The 22641-nt window shown below is 65.3% G+C and carries 19 protein-coding genes; 12 read left to right on the forward strand and 7 right to left on the reverse strand.

Annotated elements, in window-relative coordinates:
- Nucleotides 1-84: 84 nt before the first annotated feature.
- The 4 genes from glnG to glnA form a co-directional block, all read right to left on the reverse strand.
- Nucleotides 85-1497, reverse strand: coding sequence for a nitrogen regulation protein NR(I) (glnG, locus tag ABE960_RS09170; RefSeq protein ID WP_349761962.1), 1413 nt, complete (start codon nucleotides 1495-1497; stop codon nucleotides 85-87).
- The gene (gene glnL, locus ABE960_RS09175) at nucleotides 1490-2536 is read right to left on the reverse strand and encodes a nitrogen regulation protein NR(II) (protein WP_349761963.1); all 1047 of its coding nucleotides are present in this window, start codon (nucleotides 2534-2536) and stop codon (nucleotides 1490-1492) included. The genes glnG and glnL overlap by 8 nt, the downstream gene beginning before the upstream one ends.
- Before the next feature lie 585 nt (nucleotides 2537-3121).
- Nucleotides 3122-3700, reverse strand: coding sequence for a DUF4124 domain-containing protein (locus ABE960_RS09180; RefSeq protein ID WP_349761964.1), 579 nt, complete (start codon nucleotides 3698-3700; stop codon nucleotides 3122-3124).
- 361 nt (nucleotides 3701-4061) lie between these two features.
- Nucleotides 4062-5468, reverse strand: coding sequence for a glutamate--ammonia ligase (gene glnA, locus ABE960_RS09185; protein WP_349761965.1), 1407 nt, complete (start codon nucleotides 5466-5468; stop codon nucleotides 4062-4064).
- A 547-nt stretch (nucleotides 5469-6015) separates the two neighbouring features.
- Here glnA and typA point away from each other — a divergent pair.
- From typA to ABE960_RS09220, 7 genes are all read left to right on the forward strand, one after another.
- Nucleotides 6016-7842, forward strand: coding sequence for a translational GTPase TypA (gene typA / locus ABE960_RS09190; RefSeq protein WP_349761966.1), 1827 nt, complete (start codon nucleotides 6016-6018; stop codon nucleotides 7840-7842).
- Nucleotides 7843-7966: 124 nt separating this feature from the next.
- Nucleotides 7967-8287, forward strand: a complete 321-nt coding sequence (locus tag ABE960_RS09195) for a hypothetical protein (protein ID WP_349761967.1) — start codon at nucleotides 7967-7969, stop codon at nucleotides 8285-8287.
- A 129-nt stretch (nucleotides 8288-8416) separates the two neighbouring features.
- A complete protein-coding gene (locus tag ABE960_RS09200) occupies nucleotides 8417-9862 on the forward strand; it encodes a sodium-dependent transporter (protein ID WP_349761968.1) in 1446 nt (481 codons plus the stop codon).
- Between the two features lie 24 nt (nucleotides 9863-9886).
- On the forward strand, nucleotides 9887-10654 hold the full coding sequence (locus ABE960_RS09205; RefSeq protein WP_349761969.1) for an ABC transporter ATP-binding protein: 768 nt from the start codon (nucleotides 9887-9889) through the stop codon (nucleotides 10652-10654).
- Nucleotides 10655-10754: 100 nt separating this feature from the next.
- A complete protein-coding gene (locus tag ABE960_RS09210) occupies nucleotides 10755-11459 on the forward strand; it encodes an ABC transporter ATP-binding protein (RefSeq protein WP_349761970.1) in 705 nt (234 codons plus the stop codon).
- Between the two features lie 30 nt (nucleotides 11460-11489).
- A complete protein-coding gene (locus ABE960_RS09215) occupies nucleotides 11490-12494 on the forward strand; it encodes a branched-chain amino acid ABC transporter permease (RefSeq protein ID WP_349761971.1) in 1005 nt (334 codons plus the stop codon).
- Entirely contained in the window at nucleotides 12494-13792 is a 1299-nt protein-coding gene (locus ABE960_RS09220; RefSeq protein WP_349761972.1) for a branched-chain amino acid ABC transporter permease, read from the forward strand. Before ABE960_RS09215 ends, ABE960_RS09220 begins: the two co-directional genes overlap by 1 nt.
- A gap of 141 nt (nucleotides 13793-13933) precedes the next feature.
- Here the strand turns inward: ABE960_RS09220 and ABE960_RS09225 are convergent, their stop codons facing one another.
- Nucleotides 13934-15139: an ABC transporter substrate-binding protein gene (locus tag ABE960_RS09225; RefSeq protein WP_349761973.1), complete on the reverse strand. Its 1206-nt coding sequence runs from the start codon at nucleotides 15137-15139 to the stop codon at nucleotides 13934-13936.
- A 159-nt stretch (nucleotides 15140-15298) separates the two neighbouring features.
- On the opposite strand from ABE960_RS09225, the gene ABE960_RS09230 reads away from it, so the two are divergent.
- Both ABE960_RS09230 and ABE960_RS09235 read left to right on the forward strand, forming a co-directional pair.
- Complete coding sequence (locus tag ABE960_RS09230) at nucleotides 15299-16063, forward strand: dienelactone hydrolase family protein (protein WP_349761974.1); 765 nt, start codon at nucleotides 15299-15301, stop codon at nucleotides 16061-16063.
- Between the two features lie 159 nt (nucleotides 16064-16222).
- Nucleotides 16223-17278, forward strand: a complete 1056-nt coding sequence (locus ABE960_RS09235) for a C45 family autoproteolytic acyltransferase/hydrolase (RefSeq protein ID WP_349761975.1) — start codon at nucleotides 16223-16225, stop codon at nucleotides 17276-17278.
- 16 nt (nucleotides 17279-17294) lie between these two features.
- On the opposite strand, the gene ABE960_RS09240 is transcribed toward ABE960_RS09235, so the two are convergent.
- Nucleotides 17295-17885, reverse strand: a complete 591-nt coding sequence (locus tag ABE960_RS09240; RefSeq protein ID WP_349761976.1) for a DUF4202 domain-containing protein — start codon at nucleotides 17883-17885, stop codon at nucleotides 17295-17297.
- A gap of 159 nt (nucleotides 17886-18044) precedes the next feature.
- On the opposite strand from ABE960_RS09240, the gene fabI reads away from it, so the two are divergent.
- From fabI to ABE960_RS09255, 3 genes are read left to right on the forward strand one after another with little or no spacing between them, the layout of a single operon-like run.
- Nucleotides 18045-18818: an enoyl-ACP reductase FabI gene (gene fabI / locus ABE960_RS09245; RefSeq protein ID WP_349761977.1), complete on the forward strand. Its 774-nt coding sequence runs from the start codon at nucleotides 18045-18047 to the stop codon at nucleotides 18816-18818.
- 10 nt (nucleotides 18819-18828) lie between these two features.
- A complete protein-coding gene (locus ABE960_RS09250) occupies nucleotides 18829-20256 on the forward strand; it encodes a bifunctional enoyl-CoA hydratase/phosphate acetyltransferase (protein WP_349761978.1) in 1428 nt (475 codons plus the stop codon).
- 1 nt (nucleotide 20257) lies between these two features.
- Nucleotides 20258-21469, forward strand: a complete 1212-nt coding sequence (locus ABE960_RS09255; protein WP_349761979.1) for an acetate/propionate family kinase — start codon at nucleotides 20258-20260, stop codon at nucleotides 21467-21469.
- A gap of 450 nt (nucleotides 21470-21919) precedes the next feature.
- On the opposite strand, the gene ABE960_RS09260 is transcribed toward ABE960_RS09255, so the two are convergent.
- Nucleotides 21920-22381, reverse strand: coding sequence for a DUF3592 domain-containing protein (locus ABE960_RS09260; RefSeq protein WP_349761980.1), 462 nt, complete (start codon nucleotides 22379-22381; stop codon nucleotides 21920-21922).
- Between the last annotated feature and the right edge of the window lie 260 nt (nucleotides 22382-22641).

The following is a 22641-nucleotide window of genomic DNA, read 5'->3' on the forward strand; positions in this document are numbered from 1 at the left end:
GGTCGGCGGCCATCGGCTTCCGGGCTAGACAATCTGCTTCCAGGCTAGGCCATCGCTCTGGGTACCCGGCCTCCCCTCGATGGTTCACTCACCATCGGCCAGCGCCGGCAGCAGCGCCTTCAGCTTCCGGGTCAGGGTATTGCGGCCCCAGCCCAGCAGCTCGGCGGCCTCCCCCTTGCGACCCCCGGTGTGCTTGAGCGCGGTCTCGATCAGGATCCGCTCGAAGTCCGGCACGGCCTCCTCGAGCAGGTGGGTATGGCCGGCGGCCAGCGCCCTGTCGGCCCAGTCCCGGAAGGCGGTTCGCCAGTCACCTACGTTGCCCTCGGTGGCCCCGGGCTGGCGCAGCTCCGGCGGCAGATCCTGGATGAGCACCTCGCGACCGGAGGCCATCACGGTCAGCCAGCGGCAGGTATTCTCAAGCTGACGAACGTTACCCGGCCAGGGCAGCCGGGTGATATGGGCCTCGGCCTCGGCCGTGAGCACCTTGATGTCGGTGGTGAGTTCCTTGGCCGCCTCGGACAGGAAGTGGCGCGCCAGCCGCGGGATGTCCTCCCGACGCTCGGCCAGATTGGGCAGGTGCACGCGTATCACATTGAGGCGATGGAACAGGTCCTCGCGGAAACGCCCATTCTCCACCAGGGTCTCGAGATTCTGGTGAGTGGCGGCGATGATCCGCACGTCCACCTTCACCGAGGTGTGGCCGCCCACCCGGAAGAACTCGCCATCGGCCAGCACTCGGAGCAGGCGGGTCTGGGTATCGGCGGGCATGTCGCCGATCTCGTCGAGCAACAGGGTGCCGCCGTTCGCCTGCTCGAACCGCCCCTGACGCTGGGCCGTGGCACCAGTGAACGCGCCCTTCTCGTGGCCGAACAGCTCCGACTCGATCAGATCCTTGGGAATCGCGGCCATGTTCAGCGCGATGAAGGGCTTGCCGGCACGCGGACTGTGCTGGTGCAAGGCTTGCGCGACACGCTCCTTGCCAGTACCGGAATCGCCGTTGATCAGCACCGTGATGTGCGATTTCGACAGTCGGCCGATGGCGCGGAACACCTCCTGCATGGCAGGCGCCTCGCCGATGATCTCGGCCTCGAGCCCCTCGGGGACGCTGACCGGTCGCCGCCGTTCGCGGGCATGGGCCACCGCACGGCGCACCAAGGCCAGTGCCTCATCCACGTCGAAGGGCTTGGGCAGGTACTCGAAGGCGCCTCCCTGATAGGAGGCCACGGCGCTGTCGAGGTCCGAGTGTGCGGTCATCACGATCACCGGGAGCTCCGGATGAACCTCGCGCACCCGGGCCATCAGGTCCAGACCATCGATCCCCGGCATGCGGATATCGGTGACCAGCACGTCCGGCGGGTCCTCGAGCAGGCGTTCGAGGGCATGGTCGGCACGCTCGTGTGCTTCGACCTCGAGGTCAGGCTGAGCCAGGGCACGCTCCAGCACCCAGCGAATGGCGCGATCGTCGTCGACGACCACGACGCGTGCGACATCAGTCATGACGCTTCTCCAGCGGTATCAGCAGTCGGAATTGGGTGTGCCCTGGCGCGGAATCGCACTCGATCAGCCCCTGGTGCTGGTGCAGGATCGACTGGGCAATGGAGAGCCCCAGGCCGCTGCCCTCGGCGCGGCCGGAGACCATGGGGTAGAAGAGCGTCTCGCGCAGCGACCTGGGGATCCCCGGGCCGTTGTCGATGATCGCCACTTCGCAGACCAGCCGGTGACGTTCGGCGCCCAGGGTGAACTGGCGGCGGGCGCGGGTCCGCAGCACCAGCCGCGGCGACGTGGTGCTGGACTCGGTCATCGCCTCCACGGCATTGCGAGCCACGTTGAGGACCGCCTGAATCATCTGCGACTCGTCGCCGGACAGGTCCGGCAGGCTGGGATCGTAGTCGCGCTCGATCCATACCGACGGATGCTCGACGAGCAAAAGCGAGCGGACCCGCTCCAGGACCTTGTGAATGTTCAGGGGCTCGTGGTGGACCACCCGGTTGGGACCCAGCATCGAATCGACGAGGTCCCGCAGGCGGTCGACCTCTTCGATGATGATGTGGGTGAACTCCTGAAGCCCGGGATCATCGAGGTCTCGCTCCAGCAGCTGGGCCGCACCACGGATGCCGCCCAGAGGGTTCTTGACCTCATGGGCCAGCCCGCGGGCCAGCACCTTGATGGTCTCCTGGCGACTCTGCAACGATTCCTCGCGGGAGATCCGCAGCAGCCGGTCGCGGGGCTCCACCTCGATCAACAGTTCATCCGCGGACAGGGGCGAGGCCGTGTAGTCGACGGTGAGCACCTCGCCGGTGACCAGGGTCAGGCGCGCCTCGCGCTGGGTGAACGGATGGAATTCGTCTAGCGCCTTGGCGAGCAGGGCCCCGATATCCTCATCACCGGTCACCAGAGACGGCAGGGGCTGCCCCTTCAGGCGGCCAAGGCTGACCGCCAGCAACGCCTCGGCGGCCGGATTCATCCAGCACAGCCGAAGCTTGCCATCGAGCAGCAGCACCGCAGTGGTGAGGTGTTCCATCAAGCGTTGATACATGGGGACGTCCCGCACGATCCGTTTCCCGCTTCCAGAAGAAGCGCCTTGAGCATCCATCGAAGGAAGACCTGCAAGAAACGCGCCACTTCATGACGCATCCCCTGGTGCCCTTGTAGGGCAAGGCCGCACCATAACTATGCACCATTTTAGTGCATAAAGATGCCGAGCGCCCGCTCCCGTGCATCCGAGCAAGGACGAGGCGCTATCAACCTCGGGGCTCTTCGGGTGGTGAGACGACTTGGGGCGGCGTATGGCGAGGCGGCTGGGGGCTGGGGGCTGGGGGCTGGCCGGATGCTGATAGCTCGGCTGGTGATAGCTCGGCTGGTGATAGCTCGGCTGGTGATAGCTCGGCTGGCGGTGGGACGGCAAACGGCGGGGCGGTTCCGGACGCCATTCGCGCACCGAGGAACGGCGTCGCCAGGCAACTCCCCCATGCAGCCGCCTGCGGGCATCAAAGGCGCGACCCTCCTTCACCCTGTCGGCATGATCGAAGGCATCGAAGTGGTCCTCCTCTCGAGACGGGGGCTCGCAGGGCCTTTGAGTGCCGTCCGGACAAAGCGGCCGATGTGGCCGGCGACGGGAAAGCTAATTACCTGTGCTGTTGGGATTCCCGGGCAGGTTGACACTGGCTCGCTGCACATAGAGGGTCACCGGCGAGGTGCGATGTCGCACCGCCCCGCTGGCGTCCAGCAGCTCGGCCTGCAGCAGGTGCTCTCCGCGCTCCAGGTTGTTCAACAGGAAGGTATCGGTGTTCATGGCCGACTGGCTGATCTGACCGTCCACCAGCAGCCGCACACGATGGTCCTCGCGCAGGCTCGGCTGGATCCCCAGGCTCACCTGCACATTCCCGGCCGCTCCGGTGGGCAGGGTCTCATCCTGTCGAGGCGAAAGGATACCGAAGCTATCGTAGGGCATGAACGGCTGCCCCGGCGATGCTGTGCCGCCGCCTCCCTCGGCACCCTGGACCTCTGGTGCCATGAGAGCCGGCTCGCTGGTACTGGGCACCACGGTAAGCGGGTCGAGGGTCATCTCCTCGCCTCCACCCTCCGGATTGTCGGTGAATACCACGTTGCCCTGAGCATCCGTGGAGCGATAGATAGTCTGAGCGTGAGCCACCACGCTCACCGACAGGCCCAGCGCCAGTAACACGACTGCCTTTTTCATGCGTCCCTCCCGGGGATCATCGACATCCAGACACCATCCTAGCAATGCGGCGTCCACATGCGTTCAGACTAAACCAGCAGGGGCCGTCACGGAATCCGCATGCGACATCACAGCCAATGTGGATAGGATACCCTTCCGACACCACAAGGCGAGGAGGATTCAGCATGGAAGCATGGCAGACAGTGGTCGCCCTCACGCTGATGGCCGGCATGGCGATGCCACTGGGGGCCGCCGCTGGGCGCGGTGATGGAATTTGCCCTGGGCATCGCCGGCCATATGCTGCTGCCGTAGCAAAAAAAAGAGGCACGCCCCAGGGGCGTGCCTCTTCTGGTGCTGGACGCGGCGCCATGGCGCCGCGGGATCAGCAGCTGTAGTACATGTCGAACTCGACCGGATGGGTCGTCATGCGGATACGCTCGACGTCCTCTTCCTTGAGCTCGATGTAGGCATCGATCATGTCGTCGGTGAAGACGCCACCCTCGACCAGGAAGGCGCGGTCGGCATCCAGTGCCTCCAAGGCCTGGTCCAGGCTCTCGGCCACGGTCGGGATGGACTTGCCCTCTTCCGGCGGCAGGTCATAGAGGTTCTTGTCCATGGCGTCGCCGGGATGAATCTTGTTCTTGATGCCGTCGATGCCGGCCATCAGCATCGCCGCGAAGCACAGGTAGGGGTTGGCGGTCGGGTCCGGGAAACGGGCCTCGATGCGCTTGCCCTTGGGGCTCGCGGTGTAGGGGATGCGAATGGAGGCGGAGCGGTTGCGGGCACTGTAGGCCAGCATCACCGGCGCCTCGAAGCCCGGCACCAGACGCTTGTAGGAGTTGGTGGAGGCGTTGGTGAAGGCGTTCAGGGCACGCGCGTGCTTGATGATGCCACCGATGTAGTAGAGCGCCATCTCGGAGAGGCCCGCGTACTCGTCACCGGCAAACTGGTTGCTGCCATCCTTCCAGAAGGACTGGTGGACGTGCATGCCGCTGCCGTTGTCACCGACCAGGGGCTTGGGCATGAAGGTGGCGGTCTTGCCGTAGGCGTGAGCCACGTTGTGGATGACGTACTTCAGCTCCTGGACCTCGTCGGCCTTCTTGACCAGCGTATTGAACTTCACGCCGATCTCGTTCTGGCCGGCGTTGGACACCTCGTGGTGGTGCACCTCGACGCTCTGGCCGATGGCCTCCAGAGTGTTGCACATGGCGCCACGGATGTCGTGGAAGCTGTCCACAGGCGGGACAGGGAAATAGCCGCCCTTGACCCGCGGACGGTGGCCGAGGTTACCGCCCTCGATGTTGCGGTCGGTGGCCCAGGCGCCTTCCTCGGAGGAGATCTTGTACATGGCGCCTTCGATGTCGGCCTTCCAGTGCACCTCATCGAAGATGAAGAACTCGGGCTCCGGGCCGAAGAAGGCGGTGTCGCCAAGCCCAGTGGACTGCAGGTAGGCCTCGGCGCGCTTGGCGATGGAGCGGGGATCGCGCTCGTAGCCCTGCATGGTGGCCGGCTCGATGATGTCGCAGCGCAGCACCAGGGTAGCGTCCTCGGTGAAGGGGTCGAGGAAGCCGGAACCATCCTCGGGGCGCAGGATCATGTCGGACTCGTTGATGCCCTTCCAGCCGTTGATGGAGGAACCGTCGAACATCTGACCGTTCTCGAAAAACTCCTCGTCGACATCACGGGCCGGAATGGTCACGTGCTGTTCCTTGCCGCGGGTATCGGTGAAGCGCAGGTCGACCCACTTCACGTCATGTTCTTCAATCAGGGCGAGCGTCTTGACAGACATTAGAGTCCTCCACTGTGTAAGCTAGGCTTGAAAGGTTGAGCTGTTGTAATGCAATGGTGCTGGCGAGTCCAGCACGTGTTTGTAGCATGCCGACGGGCCACTGCCCACGGCCGCCATGCGAAAGCATGGCACTGCCAAGCATCATGCAGGCAGCGTGCCAGTTTTGCACCACCGCACGGCATGTTCATGGCAACTTGTTGATAGAAAATATCTTTAGTTTCACCCTCCCCGTGACATCATGCACCAGTATCGCCATTTCACCCCGGCATGCCTAAGACTTAACCATATATAAGCACTTCAATAGTGCGAATAGCTCGAATATTGCACCATGCTGGAACAGCAGGCTCAGCACCAGCCGATCATACCCTGCACGTAAGGCGAGGGTCGCTTCCGGCATAGATTGAACCGAACGATGACTTTTACGCTCTCGGCGAGCTCCCAAGCCACTGATATACGGTCGCAGCACAAGATTCACGGCGACAAGGCTGGTAGCCGTCATCGCCCTGCCTCTATAATGCGCCCCCAATTTTGTCAGCAGGATCCCGTCGTGATCGAGAATCTTCGCAACATCGCCATCATCGCTCACGTCGACCATGGCAAGACCACCCTGGTCGACAAACTGCTCAGCCAGTCAGGCACTCTGGACCGCAAGGCCGAGGGGCAGGAGCGCATCATGGACTCCAATGACCAGGAGAAGGAACGCGGCATCACCATCCTGGCCAAGAACACGGCGATCCACTGGCAGGCCCCCGACGGCCAGGGCTACCACATCAACATCGTCGACACGCCCGGACACGCCGACTTCGGCGGCGAGGTCGAGCGCGTCATGTCCATGGTGGACTCGGTACTGCTGCTGGTCGATGCCGTCGACGGCCCCATGCCGCAGACCCGCTTCGTGACCCAGAAGGCCTTCGATCAGGGCCTCAAGCCCATCGTCGTGGTCAACAAGATCGATCGCCCAGGCGCGCGTCCTGACTGGGTCATCGACCAGATCTTCGACCTCTTCGACAACCTCGGCGCCAGCGACGACCAGCTCGACTTCCCGATCATCTACTGCTCGGCGCTCAACGGCATCGCCGGACCGGATCCGGATGAACTGGCCGAGGACATGACGCCGATGTTCCAGTCCATCGTCGACATCGTCGAGCCGCCCAAGGTAGAGCTCGACGGCCCCTTCCAGATGCAGATCTCCGCCCTGGACTACTCCAGCTACGTGGGTGTCATCGGCCTGGGTCGCATCACCCGCGGCACGGTCAAGCCGAACCAGCAGGTCACCGTGATCAGCAAGGAAGGCAATACCCGCAAGGGCAAGATCGGCCAGGTCATGACCCACCTGGGCCTTGAGCGCGTGCAAACCGACGAAGGCGCCACCGGCGACATCGTCTGCATCACCGGCATCGACGCCCTGGCGATCTCCGACACTCTCTGCGATCCGGCCGCCGTCGAAGCACTGCCGCCGCTCTCCGTGGACGAGCCGACCGTCTCCATGACCTTCCAGGTCAATGACTCGCCCTTCGCCGGCAAGGACGGCAAGTTCGTCACCAGCCGCAACATCAAGGATCGCCTCGAGCAGGAACTGATCCACAACGTGGCGCTGCGGGTCGAGCAGGGCGAGAGCCCGGAAAAGTTCATCGTTTCCGGTCGTGGCGAGCTGCACCTCTCGGTACTGATCGAGACCATGCGCCGCGAAGGCTTCGAGCTGGCCGTGGGCCGCCCCGAGGTGATCATCCGGGAGATCGACGGGGAGAAGCGGGAGCCCTACGAGGAAGTGATCATCGACTGCGAGGAGCAGCACCAGGGCGCCGTCATGGAGGAGATCGGCTACCGCAAGGGCGAACTGGTCAACATGAACCCCGACGGCAAGGGCCGCGTGCGCCTGGACTTCATCATCCCCGCCCGCGGGTTGATCGGCTTCCGCGGCCAGTTCCTGACACTGACCTCCGGCACGGGCATTCTCACCAGCCGCTTCGACCATTACGGCCCCCTCAAGCCCGACGCCTCCATCGAGCGGCGCAACGGCGTGCTGGTCTCCATGGTCCCCGGCAAGGCCCTGGCCTATGCCCTCTATGCCCTGCAGGAACGCGGAAAGCTGATCATCGACCATGGCACCGAGGTCTACGAGGGCATGCTGATCGGCATCAACAATCGGGCCAACGACATGGTGGTGAACCCCACCAAGGGCAAGAAGCTCGACAACATGCGCGCCTCGGGTAACGATGAGAACATCGTGCTGACCCCGCCGGTGAAGTTCAGCCTGGAGCAGGCCATCGAGTTTCTCGACGACGATGAACTGGTGGAAATCACTCCCCACTTCATCCGCCTGCGCAAGAAGCACCTGACCGAAAACGAGCGCAAGCGCGCCAGCAAGAAGTAAGCCGGCCCGCCACCCTCCGGAGCCCGCCCCGGCGGGCTCTGTCGTTTCCAGCCTCGGCGTGCTGCCTTACGCAGCGCTGGCGGCTATGCTGGAGGCGGGATTCACCCAACCAAGGAGAGCCGTCATGCACAAGCACGTGGAATGGGACGACCCCGGCGCCGAGAGCGTCCTGAGCTACTATGCCGACCATCCCGACGACTACCGCCCGCCTCAGCCGGGCAGCATCCTCTCGGCCCTCTACCGGGAGTTCACGGTCCGAGTGAAGGTCGAGGCCCGGGTCGAGGACACCAATATCGGCGAGGTGGTGGCGCTGATTGCCAACGACAACGGCCGGCGCAAGCAGAGCGTCGGCGACCTCTCGCTCGGCGACACGGTGCGCCTTCCCGACGCCTACCGTGCCCTGGAGCCTCGATATCCAGAGGAGCCGGACGAGCAGGAAGACTGATCCTGGCGTCGGTGGCCACCACCGGCGCCAACGTCCCCTAAACGCTGGCCAGCTAGCCAGCCAAGGCCCTTGTGCCGCAAAGTTGGCGACGCAGGCCCACAAGGCCAACCAAGGCAACCCTGGATTCACATGAGCACGCACAACGTCTGGACCCACAAGGGCACCTTTCTTCTAGCCGCCGTCGGCTCGGCCGTCGGACTTGGCAACCTGTGGCGTTTCCCCTACCTGACCGGCGAGAACGGCGGGGGCGCCTTCATCCTGGTCTATGCCCTGACCATCTTCGCCGTGGGCATCCCCATCCTGATCGCCGAGATCATGCTCGGGCGCAACAGCCGCCGCAGCCCGATCATGGGCATGCGTTTTCTGACTCGCACCCACAAGACCTCCCGGGCCTGGGAGTCCATCGGCTGGCTGGGCGCCGCCTCGGCCTTCCTGATCCTGAGTTTCTACTCGGTGATCGCCGGCTGGGCGATCCACTATACCGGGCTGATGCTGACCGGCGGGATGACCGAGATCGATGCCGCCGGGGCTCGCCAGAGCTTCGATGACCTGCTCGCCTCACCTTCGCTGCTGACCCTCTACCACACCCTGTTCATCGCCGCCTCGGCACTGATCGTCGCCTTGGGTATCCACAAGGGCATCGAGAACGGCCTGCGGCTGCTGATGCCTTCGCTGTTCGTGATCCTGCTGGTGGTGCTGGGCTATGGCGCCATCGTCGGCGATATCGGCGCCGCGGCCGGCTTCCTGTTCACCTTCAACCTCGCCGACCTGAGCCTCGAGGGCTGGCTGCAGGCCATGGGGCAGTCCTTCTTCACCCTGAGCCTCGGCATGGGCGCGATCATGGCCTATGGCGCCTACATGCCGGGTGAGTCCTCGCTGACCCGCACCGCCTTCGCCATTGCCATCGTCGATACCGCCGTGGCCATGGTGGCGGGCCTGGCGATCTTCTCGCTGGTCTTCGGCTCCGGCCTGAACCCCGGCGAGGGACCCGGGCTGATGTTCGTCACCCTGCCGCTGGCGTTCGCCGAGATGCCTGGCGGGGCCCTGGTCGGTGGCGTCTTCTTCATCCTCGTGCTGGGCGCGGCCATCAGCTCGTCGATCTCGCTGATCGAGCCCGTGGCGGCCTTCCTGGTCGAGCGCTTCGACATGACCCGCCCCCAGGCCGTGACCATCATGGTCATCGCCAGTTGGGCGCTGGGGCTGCTCACCGTGGTCAGCTTCAACCTCTGGGCCGAGGGCACGATCTTCCACGCCCTCTTCGGGCGCAGCGCCTTCGGCTTCATCGAGCTGCTGACCAACATCTTCATGCCGCTGGGCGGCCTGCTGATCGCGCTGTTCGCCGGCTGGGCGCTGACCCACTCCGAGGTGATGAAGGAGATGCATACCAACGAGCGCTGGTTCCTCAGCTGGCGCTTCCTGGTCCGCTTCGTGGCGCCGGCGGCAGTGGCCTTCGTCTTCCTGCGCAGCATCCCTCAGGTGGAGGGTTACCTGATCCCGGCCATCGGCGCCATGGTGATCGTCGGTGCCTTCGCCGCGGGCCGCACCTTCCTCGCCGATGACAGCCAGGAGCTGTGAGAACAACAACCAACGGAATCCGACATGGCAGCGATCATCGACGTACAACACGTCCACAAGGCCTTCGGGGGCCTCAAGGTCATCAATGACTGCTCGATCCAGGTAGAGGAGGGCTCGATCACCGGCCTGATCGGGCCCAACGGCGCCGGCAAGTCGACGCTGTTCAACATCATGGCCGGGGCCCTGCCGCTGGACAGCGGCCGGATCCTGCTCGACGGCGAGGACATCACCAACCGTCCCGCCAACGAGCTGTTCCACAAGGGTCTGCTGCGCACCTTCCAGATCGCCCACGAGTTCTCCCACATGACGGCGCTGGAGAACCTGATGATGGTGCCTCCGGCCCAGGCCGGCGAGAGCCTCTTCGACGCCTGGCTAAAGCCCTCGCTGGTAAGCCATCAGGAGGCCGAGGTGCGCCGCCGCGCACTTGAGGTGATCGACTTCATCGGCCTGCACCATGTGCGCAACGAGCTCGCCGGCAACCTCTCAGGGGGCCAGAAGAAGCTCCTCGAGCTCGGCCGCACGATGATGACCGACGCCCGGGTGGTGCTGCTCGACGAGATCGCCGCGGGCGTCAACCGCACCCTGCTCGGCGACCTGGTGACCAACATCGAACGGCTCAACCGCGAGATGGGCTACACCTTCCTGGTCATCGAACACGACATGGACATGATCGCGCGGCTCTGTGACCCGGTGATCGTGCTGGCCCAGGGCAGCGTGATGGTCGAGGGCAGCATCGAGGAGATCCAGAACAACCCCGAGGTCATCGAGGCCTACTTTGGTGCAGCATCCTGATGGGAGCCCAGCGCCCTGACGGGGCCGGCGGCACCAACGCCTCTCGGCGACACGCGCCCATGAAGCGCATCCCGAAAACGAACGCAGAGAACGTCTGACCATGCCATTACTCGACGCACGCGACGTGTACGGTGGCTACGGAGGCATGAACATCCTCAATGGGGTGGACATGACCATCGAGGCCGACCAGATCGGCGTGATCGTCGGCCCCAACGGGGCCGGCAAATCCACCATGCTCAAGGCCGTCTTCGGCCTGCTCCATGTCAATCAGGGCGAGATCCTGCTGCGTGGCGAGCCGATCCAGAACCTGCCCACCAACAAGCTGGTGCAGAAGGGCATGGGCTTCGTGCCCCAGGAGAACAACGTCTTCCCGAGCCTCTCGGTGAAGGAGAACCTGGAAATGGGAGCCTTCCTCAAGCCCGGCAACGTCAAACGCATGCTGAAGCAGGTCTTCGACTTCTTCCCGCCGCTTTATGACAAACGCCACCAGCCGGCCGGCGAACTCTCCGGCGGCCAGCGACAGATGGTGGCCATGGGCCGGGCGCTGATGGCCGAGCCCAGCCTGTTGCTGCTCGATGAGCCCACCGCCGGCCTCTCGCCGCTCTACATGAACGAGATCTTCGAGCAGGTGAAGCTGGTCAATTCGGCCGGCGTGGGCATCCTGATGGTCGAGCAGAACGCCAAGCAGGCCCTGGGCATCGCCGACAAGGGCTTCGTGCTGGCCGCCGGCCAGAACCGATTCACCGATACCGGTGCCGCCCTGCTGGCCGACCCGGAAGTCGCCAAGAGCTTCCTCGGTGGCTAGTCCCCGGAGCCAGTACTGGAGAACAATGTCGTGAACGAACTCGTCTTCTTCATCAACAACGTGGTGATTGCCGGCAGCGTGACCGGCTCGATCTACGCCATCGGCGCGGTGGGCGTGACGCTGATCTTCAGCATCATGCGCTTCGCCCACTTCGCCCATGGCGACATGATGACCTTCGGCGCCTTCATGGTGCTGCTGTTGAGCACCGCCTTCCCCGGCGCAGGCGACGCCTTCGGTGTACCCGCAGCCCTGGTCCTGCTGCCCGTGGCCATGGCGCTCACCGCCCTGCTCGCCGTGGGCATCGACCGCGCCTTCTACAAGCCGCTGCGCGCCCACGGGGTCAAGCCCATTGTGCTGGTCATCGGCTCGCTGGGGGTGACCCTGATGCTCCAGGGCCTGATCCGGCTGTTCTCGGGTACCGGCGGGCAGAGCCTCTACGTCGATGACCGCAAGGAGATCTTCCGCCTCGCTCTCCCCTTCGAGAACGTGCGGGTCCCGGTGGTGATCACCGAGCCGCAGCTCTATCTCTTCGTGATCACCGTGCTCGCCGTGGTGGGTCTGCACTTCTTCCTGACCCGCTCGCGGCTCGGCAAGGCGATGCGCGCCATGTCCGACAACCCCGACCTGGCCCAGGCCTCGGGTATCAACACCAACACCATCGTCGCCGTGACCTGGGTGATCGCCGGGGGGCTCGCCGCCATCGCTGGCACCCTGCTGTCGCTGGATGTGACCTTCAAGCCCGACCTCAGCTTCTTCCTGCTGCTGCCGATCTTCGCCGCCGCCATCGTCGGCGGCGTGGGCCACCCGTTCGGCGCCGTCGCCGGCGGCTTCGTGGTGGGCTTCGCCGAGACCCTGGCGGTGTTCAACTGGAGCGTGATGCTGCGGCCCTTCCGTGACAGCCTGCCGGAATGGTTGACCCAGGGCGGCAACCTGGCCTTCGTCGGCACCGAATACAAGATCGTGGTGCCCTTCTTCATCCTGGTCGTCATCCTGGTATGGCGCCCCACCGGCATCTTCAAGGGCAAGGTGATCTGATGAACACGAGACGAACCGATACCGTCGCCGCCCCTGGCCGCTTCCCCGTGCGGGAACTGGTCCTCCTCGTCGCCCTGCTGGTTGCCGTGCTGGGGGTCTACGCCGTCATGGGCAGCGCCTACAGCACCCGCATGCTGGTGGAAGCCTCCTGCTACGCCATCCTGGCCCTGGGCCTGACTATCCAGTGGGGCTATGCGGGGCAGTTCAACGCCGGCGTGATGGGCTTCGTGGCCCTGGGCGGCTTCTGCGCCATGTTCTTCAGCATCCCGATAAATCCAGACTTCTGGGGCAGCGAACTGCCCGGAGAACTGGGCATGGTGCTGCTCTACATGATCGCCGCCGCTCTGCTGGTCTTCGGCGCCACCCGGCTCGACCGCCTCGGCGTGCCGAAGATGCTGCGCACCATCATCGCCGTGGTGCTCGGGGTGGTGCTCTATCTGGTGGTGATCAATGCCTTCCGCGGCGTGACCGACCAGATCGAGTCCCAGGCCGGCTTCATCGGCGGCCTGGGCCTGCCGGTCGGCGTGGGCTGGGTCGTCGGCGGCGCGCTCGCCGGCGTCGTGGGCTTCTTCATCGGTCGGGTCTGCCTGGGGCTGCGCAGCGACTACCTGGCGATCGCCACCCTGGGCATCGCCGAGATCATCAAGGCCTTCCTCAAGAACTCCGACTGGCTGACACGCGGTACCGCCACCGTCTCGCCGTTGCCCTGGCCGGTACCGGGGGCTGAGGCCGTCGGCTTCACCCTGGCCCGGGCGCTCTACCTCTCGGTGACCGCGGTGATGATCGCGGCGATCTTCTTCCTGCTCACCCGCGCCTACCATGCCCCCTGGGGGCGGATGATACGTGCCATCCGCGACAACGAGATCTCCGCCGCCGCCATGGGCAAGGACATCAACAAGCGTCGCCTGGAGATCTTCGTGCTGGGCTGCATCCTGATGGGCATCGGCGGCGCCGCGCTGGCCAGCTTCAACAGCATGTTCGACCCCCAGGGCTACCTGCCGCTCAACCACACCTTCCTGGTGCTGGTGATGGTCATCCTCGGCGGGCCCGGCAACAATCTGGGCACCATCTTCGGCGCCGTGGCGGTCTATATCATCTGGATCATGTCGGCTCCCATGGCGCTGTACCTGATGGACTTGGCAATGGCCCTGGGCGCAGGCCTTGGCTGGGAAACACCGACCAACATGGACAGCCGGGCGCTGCAGGCACGGGTGTTCGTGATCGGGCTGCTGATCACCCTGGTGCTGCGCTACGCGCCCAAGGGGCTGCTGCCGGAGAAGGTGAAGCACCACGGCTGAAGCAGAGCCGCATCGCCACGAAGAGCACCGGTGCCAGCCTGACCGGTGATGAACCGAAAAAGGCCCCGGCGGTTACCCGCCGGGGCCTTCGTTCATTCGCCTTTTCATATGCGCCTCCGGCCGGCGGAGGCGTCACATTCCTCAGAGGTCGACGTGACCCTTGCTGGTGAAGGTGCCGTCCTCGACCGCCATCACCAGCACCACGCCGGGCACGTCACCCTTCGCGCTGAACTCATGGTTGCCGGAGGCGCCCTGGTAGTCGATCTCGGTGCCGGCGGCGATCAGTTCCACCGCCTTCTCCCACTCGCCGGGCAGGATCACTTCACCCGGAGCGGAGGCCACGCTGCGCAGGGCCTCACTGACCCCCTCGCGTTCGGCACTGCCGTTCTGCTCGATGGCCATCGCCAGCAGGAAGGCGGCATCGTAGGCCTGGGCGGCAAACACCGCACTGGGATCGATGCCGGCCTCCTCGGCCTGTGCCTTGAACATGTCGGTCCCCGGCAATTCGGGGCTACCCGGACGGGTGGCGATCATGCCCTCGAGCACGTCCGCCCCGATGGCCTCGATCAGGCTGTCGCCCACCATGCCGTCGCCGCCCACGTACTGGGTGAACATGCCGCTCTCGTAGGCCTGGCGCAGCACCGTCTGGCCGGAGGTGTCGGCATAGGCCAGCACCACCAGGGTCGGCACGCCGCTGGCCGAGAGGGTCCCCAGCTCCGAACGGTAGTCGGCGCGGTTGTCCTCGTGGGCGAGGCTCTCCGGCACCATGCCACCCTCGGCTTCGAAGGCCGTGGTGAAGGCATCGGACAGGCCGCGGCCGTAGTCGTTGTTCACGTAGGTGACGACGACATCCTCGATGCCCTTGGAGATCAGCAGCTTGGCTAGCATCTCGCCCTGGAAGGCATCGGAGGGCACGGTACGGAACACCAGGTCGTTGTCGTCGAGGTCGGATACCGCCGGCGCCGTCGAGGCCGGCGAGACCATGGTCACGCCGCCGGGGATGGCCGCGTTGTTGGCCGCGGCGATGGTGGCACCGGTGCACAGTGCCCCGACGATGGCCGTCACCTGCTCGGTGTTGACCATGCGGTCTGCGGAGTTCGAGGCGGCCGAGGCATCGGAGCAGGTGGTGTCACCGGTGGGCATCACCAGCTCCTCACCCCCCAGGATGCCACCCTGCGCATTGACCTGGTTCACGGCCAACTGGGCACCATCGAAGATCGGTGGCGTGAGGCTCTCGATACCGCCGGTGAAGCCACCCAGGAAGCCGATCTTGACCTCGGCCTGGGCCATTCCGGAAAGAGCTACCGTAGACGCGGCGACCGCCATCGCCAGTACGCGTTTTTTCATGGTTGTTTGTCTCGTTCAGATTGCACGGATAACACACTGTCCTAATCTGTAACTCTTGTCCGCAGAACACAAGCCCGCAGCACCAACGGTGGGCAAAAGGGTGACCATGGAAAGGGTGCCTATACTGACAGGCGTTCACCGACTCTGGAGAGACACATCATGACCAAGCCGTTTCATGTCCAACTGACGCTGGCTGCCACCCTGGGCCTGGCCATCGGCACCGCCCAGGCCTTCGAACCCGCCGGCCAGGACGTCAGCTATGACGTCGGCGGCGAGGCCTTCGAGGGCTACCTGGCCACCGCCGAGGGGGAAGCCCGCGGCACCGTGCTGGTGATCCACGACTGGGACGGCCTGGACGACTACGAGCGGCGGCGAGCCGACATGCTCGCCGATCAGGGCTTCAATGCCTTCGCCATCGACCTCTATGGCCAGGGCAATCGCCCGGCGGAGACCGCCGCCAAGAAGGCCGAGACCGCCAAGCTCTACCAGGATCGTGAGCGCATGCGCACCCTGACCCTGGCCGGCCTGGCCGAGGCCCGCTCACAGGGCGCATCCGGGTCCGCCGTGGTGATGGGTTACTGCTTCGGGGGCGCCGTGGTGCTGGAGCTCGCTCGCTCCGGCGAGGCCGAGGACGTGGCCGGTTACGCCACCTTCCACGGCGGCCTGGCCACCCCCGAGGGCCAGTCATACAGTGCCGATACCGCGCCGATCCTGGTGGCCCATGGCGGCGCCGACCAGTCCATCTCCCTGGACGACGTCGCCAACCTGGGCAAGGAACTGGAGGCCGTCGGCGCCACCTACCAGCTCGAAGTGTATTCCGGCGCGCCCCATGCCTTCACCGTCTTCGGCAGCGACCGCTACCAGCAGCGTGCCGACGAGAAGTCCTGGGCCGCCTTCATCGGACTGCTCGACGACGTGCTGTAATCCTCCGTCCAGGCGCGGCGCCGGACCCGGTCCGGCGCCGCCGTTTTTCACCCCCGCCAGCTTAGCCCCTGCCAGCTCAGTCTCCGCCAACTCGGTCTCTGCCAGCCCTGCCGAGTGCTACAGTGGTCCTGTCGATGCCCATCGAGTCACGAGGTCACCATGCATATCACGCCCCTTTCCGGCAGCCGGGCCGAGATCGGCGAGGCCCACGGCCGCGCCCACGCCGGGCTGATCACCCACAGCCTCGAGGTCTATGACCGGCTGTTCCAGGACTTCGTGGGCCTGGACTGGACCCGGGCGCGCCGCGAGGCCGGCCGCTTCCTGCCCATGATCGAGCGCGGCTTCCCGGCCATCCTCGAGGAGATGGACGGCATCGCCCGTGGCGCCGGACTCGACTTCGAGGACATCCTGACCCTGAACTGCCGAAGCGAGATCTCGCTGACCCAGGCCAGCGGCGGCTGCTCCGCCTTCGCCCTGAACCGTGACGGCACCCAGTGGCTGGCCCAGAACTGGGACTGGCGGACCGACCAGCTGCACAACGTGGTGGCACTCGAGATCAGCGGCCACGACGCCCCGGCGCTTATCAGCATCGGCGAGGCCGGCATGGTGGCCAAGATCGGCATGAATGAGCACGGCCTGGGCGTGTGCCTCAACGCCATCCGTTCGCGGACCTGCGGCGAGGGGCTGCCCATCCACATCGCCCTGCGCAAGATCCTCGAGAGCCGGGACATGGAAAGCGCCGTGGCCGTGGCCACCCGCGACCGGGTCTGCTCGCCGGCCCACTTCCTGGTCGCCAGCCAGGAGAGCCAGGCCGTCGGCCTGGAGGTGCAGCCCGGCGAGCCCGGGCGGCTGCCCCCCGAGCGCGGTATGGTCACCCACACCAACCACCTCTATGCCCGCACCGTCAGCCCACGGGTCGAGGACTTCCCGCGCCCCGATTCACGCACGCGTCTGGCACGGCTGGATGCCCTGCTGCTCGAACGACTGCCGCCCCGAGGCGAGATCGACGAGGGCGAGCTGTTCGCGATTCTCGGCGACCACGATGGCGAACCGCTCTCCATCTGCCGCCACTTCAACCCCGAACAGCCCCCGGAAGAGCGCATGGAGACGCTGTTCTCGGTGGTCATGAACCTGACCAAGCGACGCCTGACGCTGCGTCACGGCAAGCCCTGCGAGAGCGATGAGAGCCTGACGATCCAGTTCGGCGACGAGTGAGGGCCGAAAGGCAGCCTCACCCCGCCAGCGCCTCCTCCACCAGCGCCCGCGCATCGGCCGTCATGGGCAGCTCGAGGGCCAGCTCGTGGGCGCGCGGCGACATCTTCCGCCAGGTCTTCTGCACGATGCGGATCAGGTGGTCATGATCGATCTGCTTCGAGAAGTCGCCGAAGTAGTTCTCCAGGAACACCAGGCAGGCGCAGTCCTCCACCGCCTGAACCCCCTCATCACGCCCCAGGCCCTGCTTGCGGATCATCGTTGCCACCCGCTCGGCCTGCTCATCGCCGTAGCCCGCCTCGCGCATCAGCCGGGCGGTGGTCTCCCCGGCACGCTGCCCCTGGTCGCGGCGCCAGGTCAGGTAGCCCACCCGTCCCTCCGGGTAGTCGCTGCGCGGCACCTGCCAGCGCTGAAGGTGCTGGCCGCGCACCGCCAGTCGCACCAGCTCGTCCGGCGCGCCGTGCAGCCGCTCCAGCCAGGCGCTCATGCGCCCCGCATGCCACAACTCCTGGGGGACGGACTCGCCATCGACCACTACGCCACGAGGGTCCTGTCCATGAAGGGCATCCAGGGCGGCAAGGGTCGTCTCGTAGCGGGTCTCGAGGGGCATGGGGGATTCCTCCCGGTCGGCGGACATGGCATTAACGGATCCGCAGTTTAACAGCCGAGGAGTCCATCACCGATACGGCATGCAAGCCGACCGTGGCTGCGGTAGGCTGGATGGAGAATTTGCTGCACCGCAGCGCCACTTCATCAGGAGCCATGCATCATGCCCAGCCCTTTTTCCCTGCAAGGCAAGGTCGGCATCGTCACCGGCCTGGCCAACGAGAACAGCATCGCGTTCGGATGTGCCCAGGCGCTCCACGATGCCGGTGCGGAGATGCTGGTCAGCTATGCCAGCCCTCGGCACGAACGCTTCGTGATGCCCCTGGCCAAGGACATGGGCTACCCGGAGATGCACCTCTGCGACGTGCAGGATGACGAACAGCTGGAAGCGCTCTTTGCCAGGGCCAGGGAGCGCTGGGGGCGCCTTGATTTCGTGATCCACTCCATCGCCTTTGCGCCCCTCGCCGACCTGCACGGGCGGATCGTTGACTGCTCCCGAGAGGGCTTCCAGTTGGCCATGGATGTGTCCTGCCACTCCTTCCTGCGCATGGCCCGGCATGCCGAGCCACTGATGACCGACGGTGGAACGCTGTTGTGCATGTCCTACCAGGGCGCCGAACGCGCCGTGGACCACTACGGCCTGATGGGGCCGGTCAAGGCAGCCCTCGAATCCGCATGCCGCTACCTGGCTACCGAACTGGGCCCCAAAGGGATTCGCGTGCATGCCGTCTCGGCCGGTCCCATCCCCACTCGGGCAGCCTCAGGCCTCAAGGACTTCGACGAGCTGGCCCGACACAGCGAGGCCCATGCGCCGCTGCAACGACTGGTCAAGGTTCGTGATGTCGGCAACGCGGTCGTCTATCTCGCCTCGCCGGCCGGTTCGTCCACCACCGGCACTACTCACTATATCGACGCCGGCGAACATATCCGTTACTGAGGAAGCTGCCATGGCCACACCACAAGACGACCGCTTCATCGAGAATCGTACCTTCGACGAGATCCAGGTAGGCGACGAGGCCCATCTCGAGAAACGCCTGACCATGGAAGACATCAAGCTGTTCGCCATCATGTCAGGCGACGTCAATCCGGCGCACGTGGACGACGACTTCGCGCGCAGCACGCGTTTCCAGGAAGTGATCGCCCATGGCATGTGGGGGGGCGCGCTGATCTCCACGGTGCTGGGTACCCAACTCCCCGGGCCTGGCACCATCTATCTCGGTCAGACCCTGAGCTTCCGTCTCCCCGTCACTCTGGGCGACGTGCTCAAGGTGTGGGTCAGGGTCACCTCCAAGGATGAGAGGCGCCACCGGCTGACGCTCGAGTGTCGCTGCGAGAACCAGGAAGGCAAGTTGGTGATCGATGGCGAGGCAAGCGTGATCGCCCCCACCGAGAAGATCCGCCGCCCGCGAACCGTGTTGCCCCAGGTGCGCCTGACCGAGCGCGGCCGCCTGCACGATATCCTCAGTGCTGCCGATCATCCACCGGCGATCACCATGGCGGTGGTTCACCCTGTGGACCGCGAGTCGTTGCTCGGCGCCAAGGCAGCGGCAGAGCACGGCCTGATCACGCCGATCCTGGTGGGCCCTGCCGACAAGATCCAGGCCGCAGCCGCCGAGGCGGAAATCGACATCAGCGACTTTGAGCTGGTGAACGTTCCACATAGCCACGCCGCAGCGGCACGAGCCGTGGCCCTTGTGCGGGAGGGGCACGCCGAATCGCTGATGAAAGGCGCCCTGCATACCGATGAGCTGATGCACGAAGTGCTCAAGCGTGATGGCGGCCTGCGCACTGAACGCTGTATCAGCCACGTGATGGCCTTCGACGTGCCGACCTACCCGCGCCCCCTGTTCATCACCGACGCCGCCATCAATATCTATCCGAACATCGACAACAAGCGCGACATCACCCAGAACGCCATCGGGCTGGCACACGCCCTGGGCATCGCTGACCCCAAGGTGGCCATCCTCTCGGCGGTGGAGACCATCAACCCGCGGATCACCTCCACCGTGGATGCGGCCGCCCTGTGCAAGATGGCCGAACGCGGCCAGATCACCGGTGGCACCCTGGACGGCCCGCTGGCCTTCGACAACGCCGTTTCCGAGGCAGCCGCAAAAGCCAAGCATATCGTCTCGCCGGTGGCCGGAAACGCCGACATCCTGGTCGCTCCCGACCTGGAAGCCGCCAACATGCTGATGAAGCAGCTTACCTACCTGGCCGATGCCACCGGCGCCGGCCTGGTGCTGGGCGCCCGGGTACCCATCGTGCTCATCAGCCGAGCCGACGAGGCCATCACGCGCATGGCGTCATGCGCCATGGCGCTGCTGCTCAACGACTACCAGAAGCAACAGAGGCTCTCAGGCCAGGGGGACACCTGACATGAACCGTATCCTGGTGCTCAACAGCGGCTCATCGAGCATCAAGTTCGCGCTCTACGACGTTGACCATGCCGATGCCTCCCTGTCCGACCTGGCCATGCGCTATCAGGGCCAGTTCTTCGGCCTGGGAGGAAGAAGCAGGAGCTTGCCCGGCCTGAAGTTGAAGGACGCAGACGGCAAGAGTGTGTCATCCGTCGCCATGGACGATCTCCCCGATCACCTGGACCATCACGACGCCCTGATCCGGCTGCTCGGCTGGATCGAGGCAACACCCGAGCTCGAGGACATCACCGTGGTCGGCCATCGCGTGGTGCACGGCGGCCAGCACTACCACGCCCCCGTCATCCTCGACGACGCGACCCTCACCGAGTTGGAAGCACTCTCGCCCCTGGCGCCGCTGCACCAGCCCTACAGCCTGGAACCGGTGAAGAGTCTGGCCAGGCAGCGTCCGGAGCTCATGCAGGTGGCCTGCTTCGATACCGCCTTCCATACCACACAGCCCAAGATCGCCCAGCAGTTCGCCCTGCCTCGGGAACTGACCGAGAAGGGCCTGATCCGCTATGGCTTCCACGGCCTCTCCTACGACTACATCAACTGCATGCTGACCAAACGGCTGGGCGGCGACACCGGCGGCCGGGTAATCGCGGCACACCTGGGCAACGGCGCCAGTCTCTGCGCCATACAGGATGGCCGGAGCGTAGCCTCCACCACGGGCTTCACCGCCCTCGAAGGCCTGCCCATGGGCACCCGCTGCGGCAGTCTGGACCCGGGCCTGGTGCTGCACCTGCTCGCCGAGGAAGGCATGAGCGTGGGCGCTGTCGGAGACCTGCTCTACAACCGCTCGGGCCTGCTGGGTGTATCGGGCATCAGCAGCGACATGCGCGAACTGCTGGCCAGCGACGCCGCGTCTGCCCGCGAGGCCGTGGAACTGTTCGTCTATCGCATTGCGCGAGAGATCGGCAGCCTGGCCGCCGCCATGGGAGGCCTTGACCACCTGGTCTTCACTGCCGGCATCGGCGAGCACGCCGCCCCGGTGCGCCAGGCCGTATGCGAGGCCTGCGAGTGGCTCGGCCTGACTCTGGACGACGCTGCCAACCAGCGCCACGCCACGCAGATCAACCGCCACGACAGCCCGATAGGCGCCTGGGTCATCCCCACCGACGAGGAACGCATGATCGCCTGGTACAGCGCTCGACTGGCGGCGTGCCACTAACGTCGAGTTGTTGCCCAGAGCCATGGCGATCTAGGCTGTTAATATTCATGCAGGCATAAAAAAGACCCCCCGAAGGGGGCCAGTTGTGGAGCACGCCAGCTCACTTTTTGCATCGCCACATCAATGGCGATCCTGTAATGAATGATGCGAGAAACAGGCCAATAACTACAAATCACCATATAAAACAGTTGGCTACACATAAACGGGGCATCATGGCTCGTGTGGCCATCGCTCCCGCTCTTCGCACCTGCACCATACCTGCACCATAGCGACTCTGGTACGGCGGCCGATGCGTCATCACGGCCCACGCCTCACCCCCATAGACCCACACCTCACCTTTACATAGCAGTCCGCTGCGCCGTATACCGGCGAGGCGACCATTGCCGATACCGTTGATCTTCCTCGACTCCGACACCTGTCACGGCCGGTAGGCGATATGGTGCGTGAGCATCAACGCAGGGAGAGGAACAGCGCGAATCCCGCCACCCCCAGCAGGAACAGCGTCAGGCCGATGAGCCGGGTCGGTATGCCCGCCGAGCCGAACTGGGTCCGTGACGGTGCCTCTGGGTCGTGGCGGATCGATAGCGTCAGGCCGGGGGGATAGTCGGCCAGGTATGCCTCGGCCGCCCCCCGGGCGGTAAAGGTGGGCGCCCCATCGAAGCGGCCGTTGTCGGAGGTGATCTCCCGGCCATCGACCCGGAAAACGACATGCACCCGGGCCAGGTAGCGGCGCTCCTGATCCGGACCCTCGCGGTTCTTCACGGGCGAGCCGAGCTCGACGAGCTCGGTATCGATCACGGTGGCCGTTGCCACGGGCCAGCGGCTCACGCAGCGCCGCTGCCACACGCTGCGCGCCGAGAAGGCGGCACCGGCCAGGGCGGCGATGGCGATCAGCAGGGGGATATCGGGCATGGTCTCGTGTATCCGGATCAGCGAGTCAGACCAGCCACATCATGGTCGCTGACGCGGCAACTGGGAAGGGGCATGAATGGAGTCGACGTGTCGCATGCCCAGGCGAGCAACCCGCCACTAATCCCGCCACCAACGGGCCGGCCTGCCAAGGCAGAGACGCCATACCCGGCTTGCGATTCCATCGGCCACCTCGGCATGATGGCCCCTCGCCCCGACGACCCTGCCGGAACGCAGTGTGTCTTCCATTCGCCCGCCTTGTT

This window comes from Halomonas aquatica (assembly GCF_040196335.1).
Lineage (GTDB): Bacteria > Pseudomonadota > Gammaproteobacteria > Pseudomonadales > Halomonadaceae > Halomonas > Halomonas aquatica.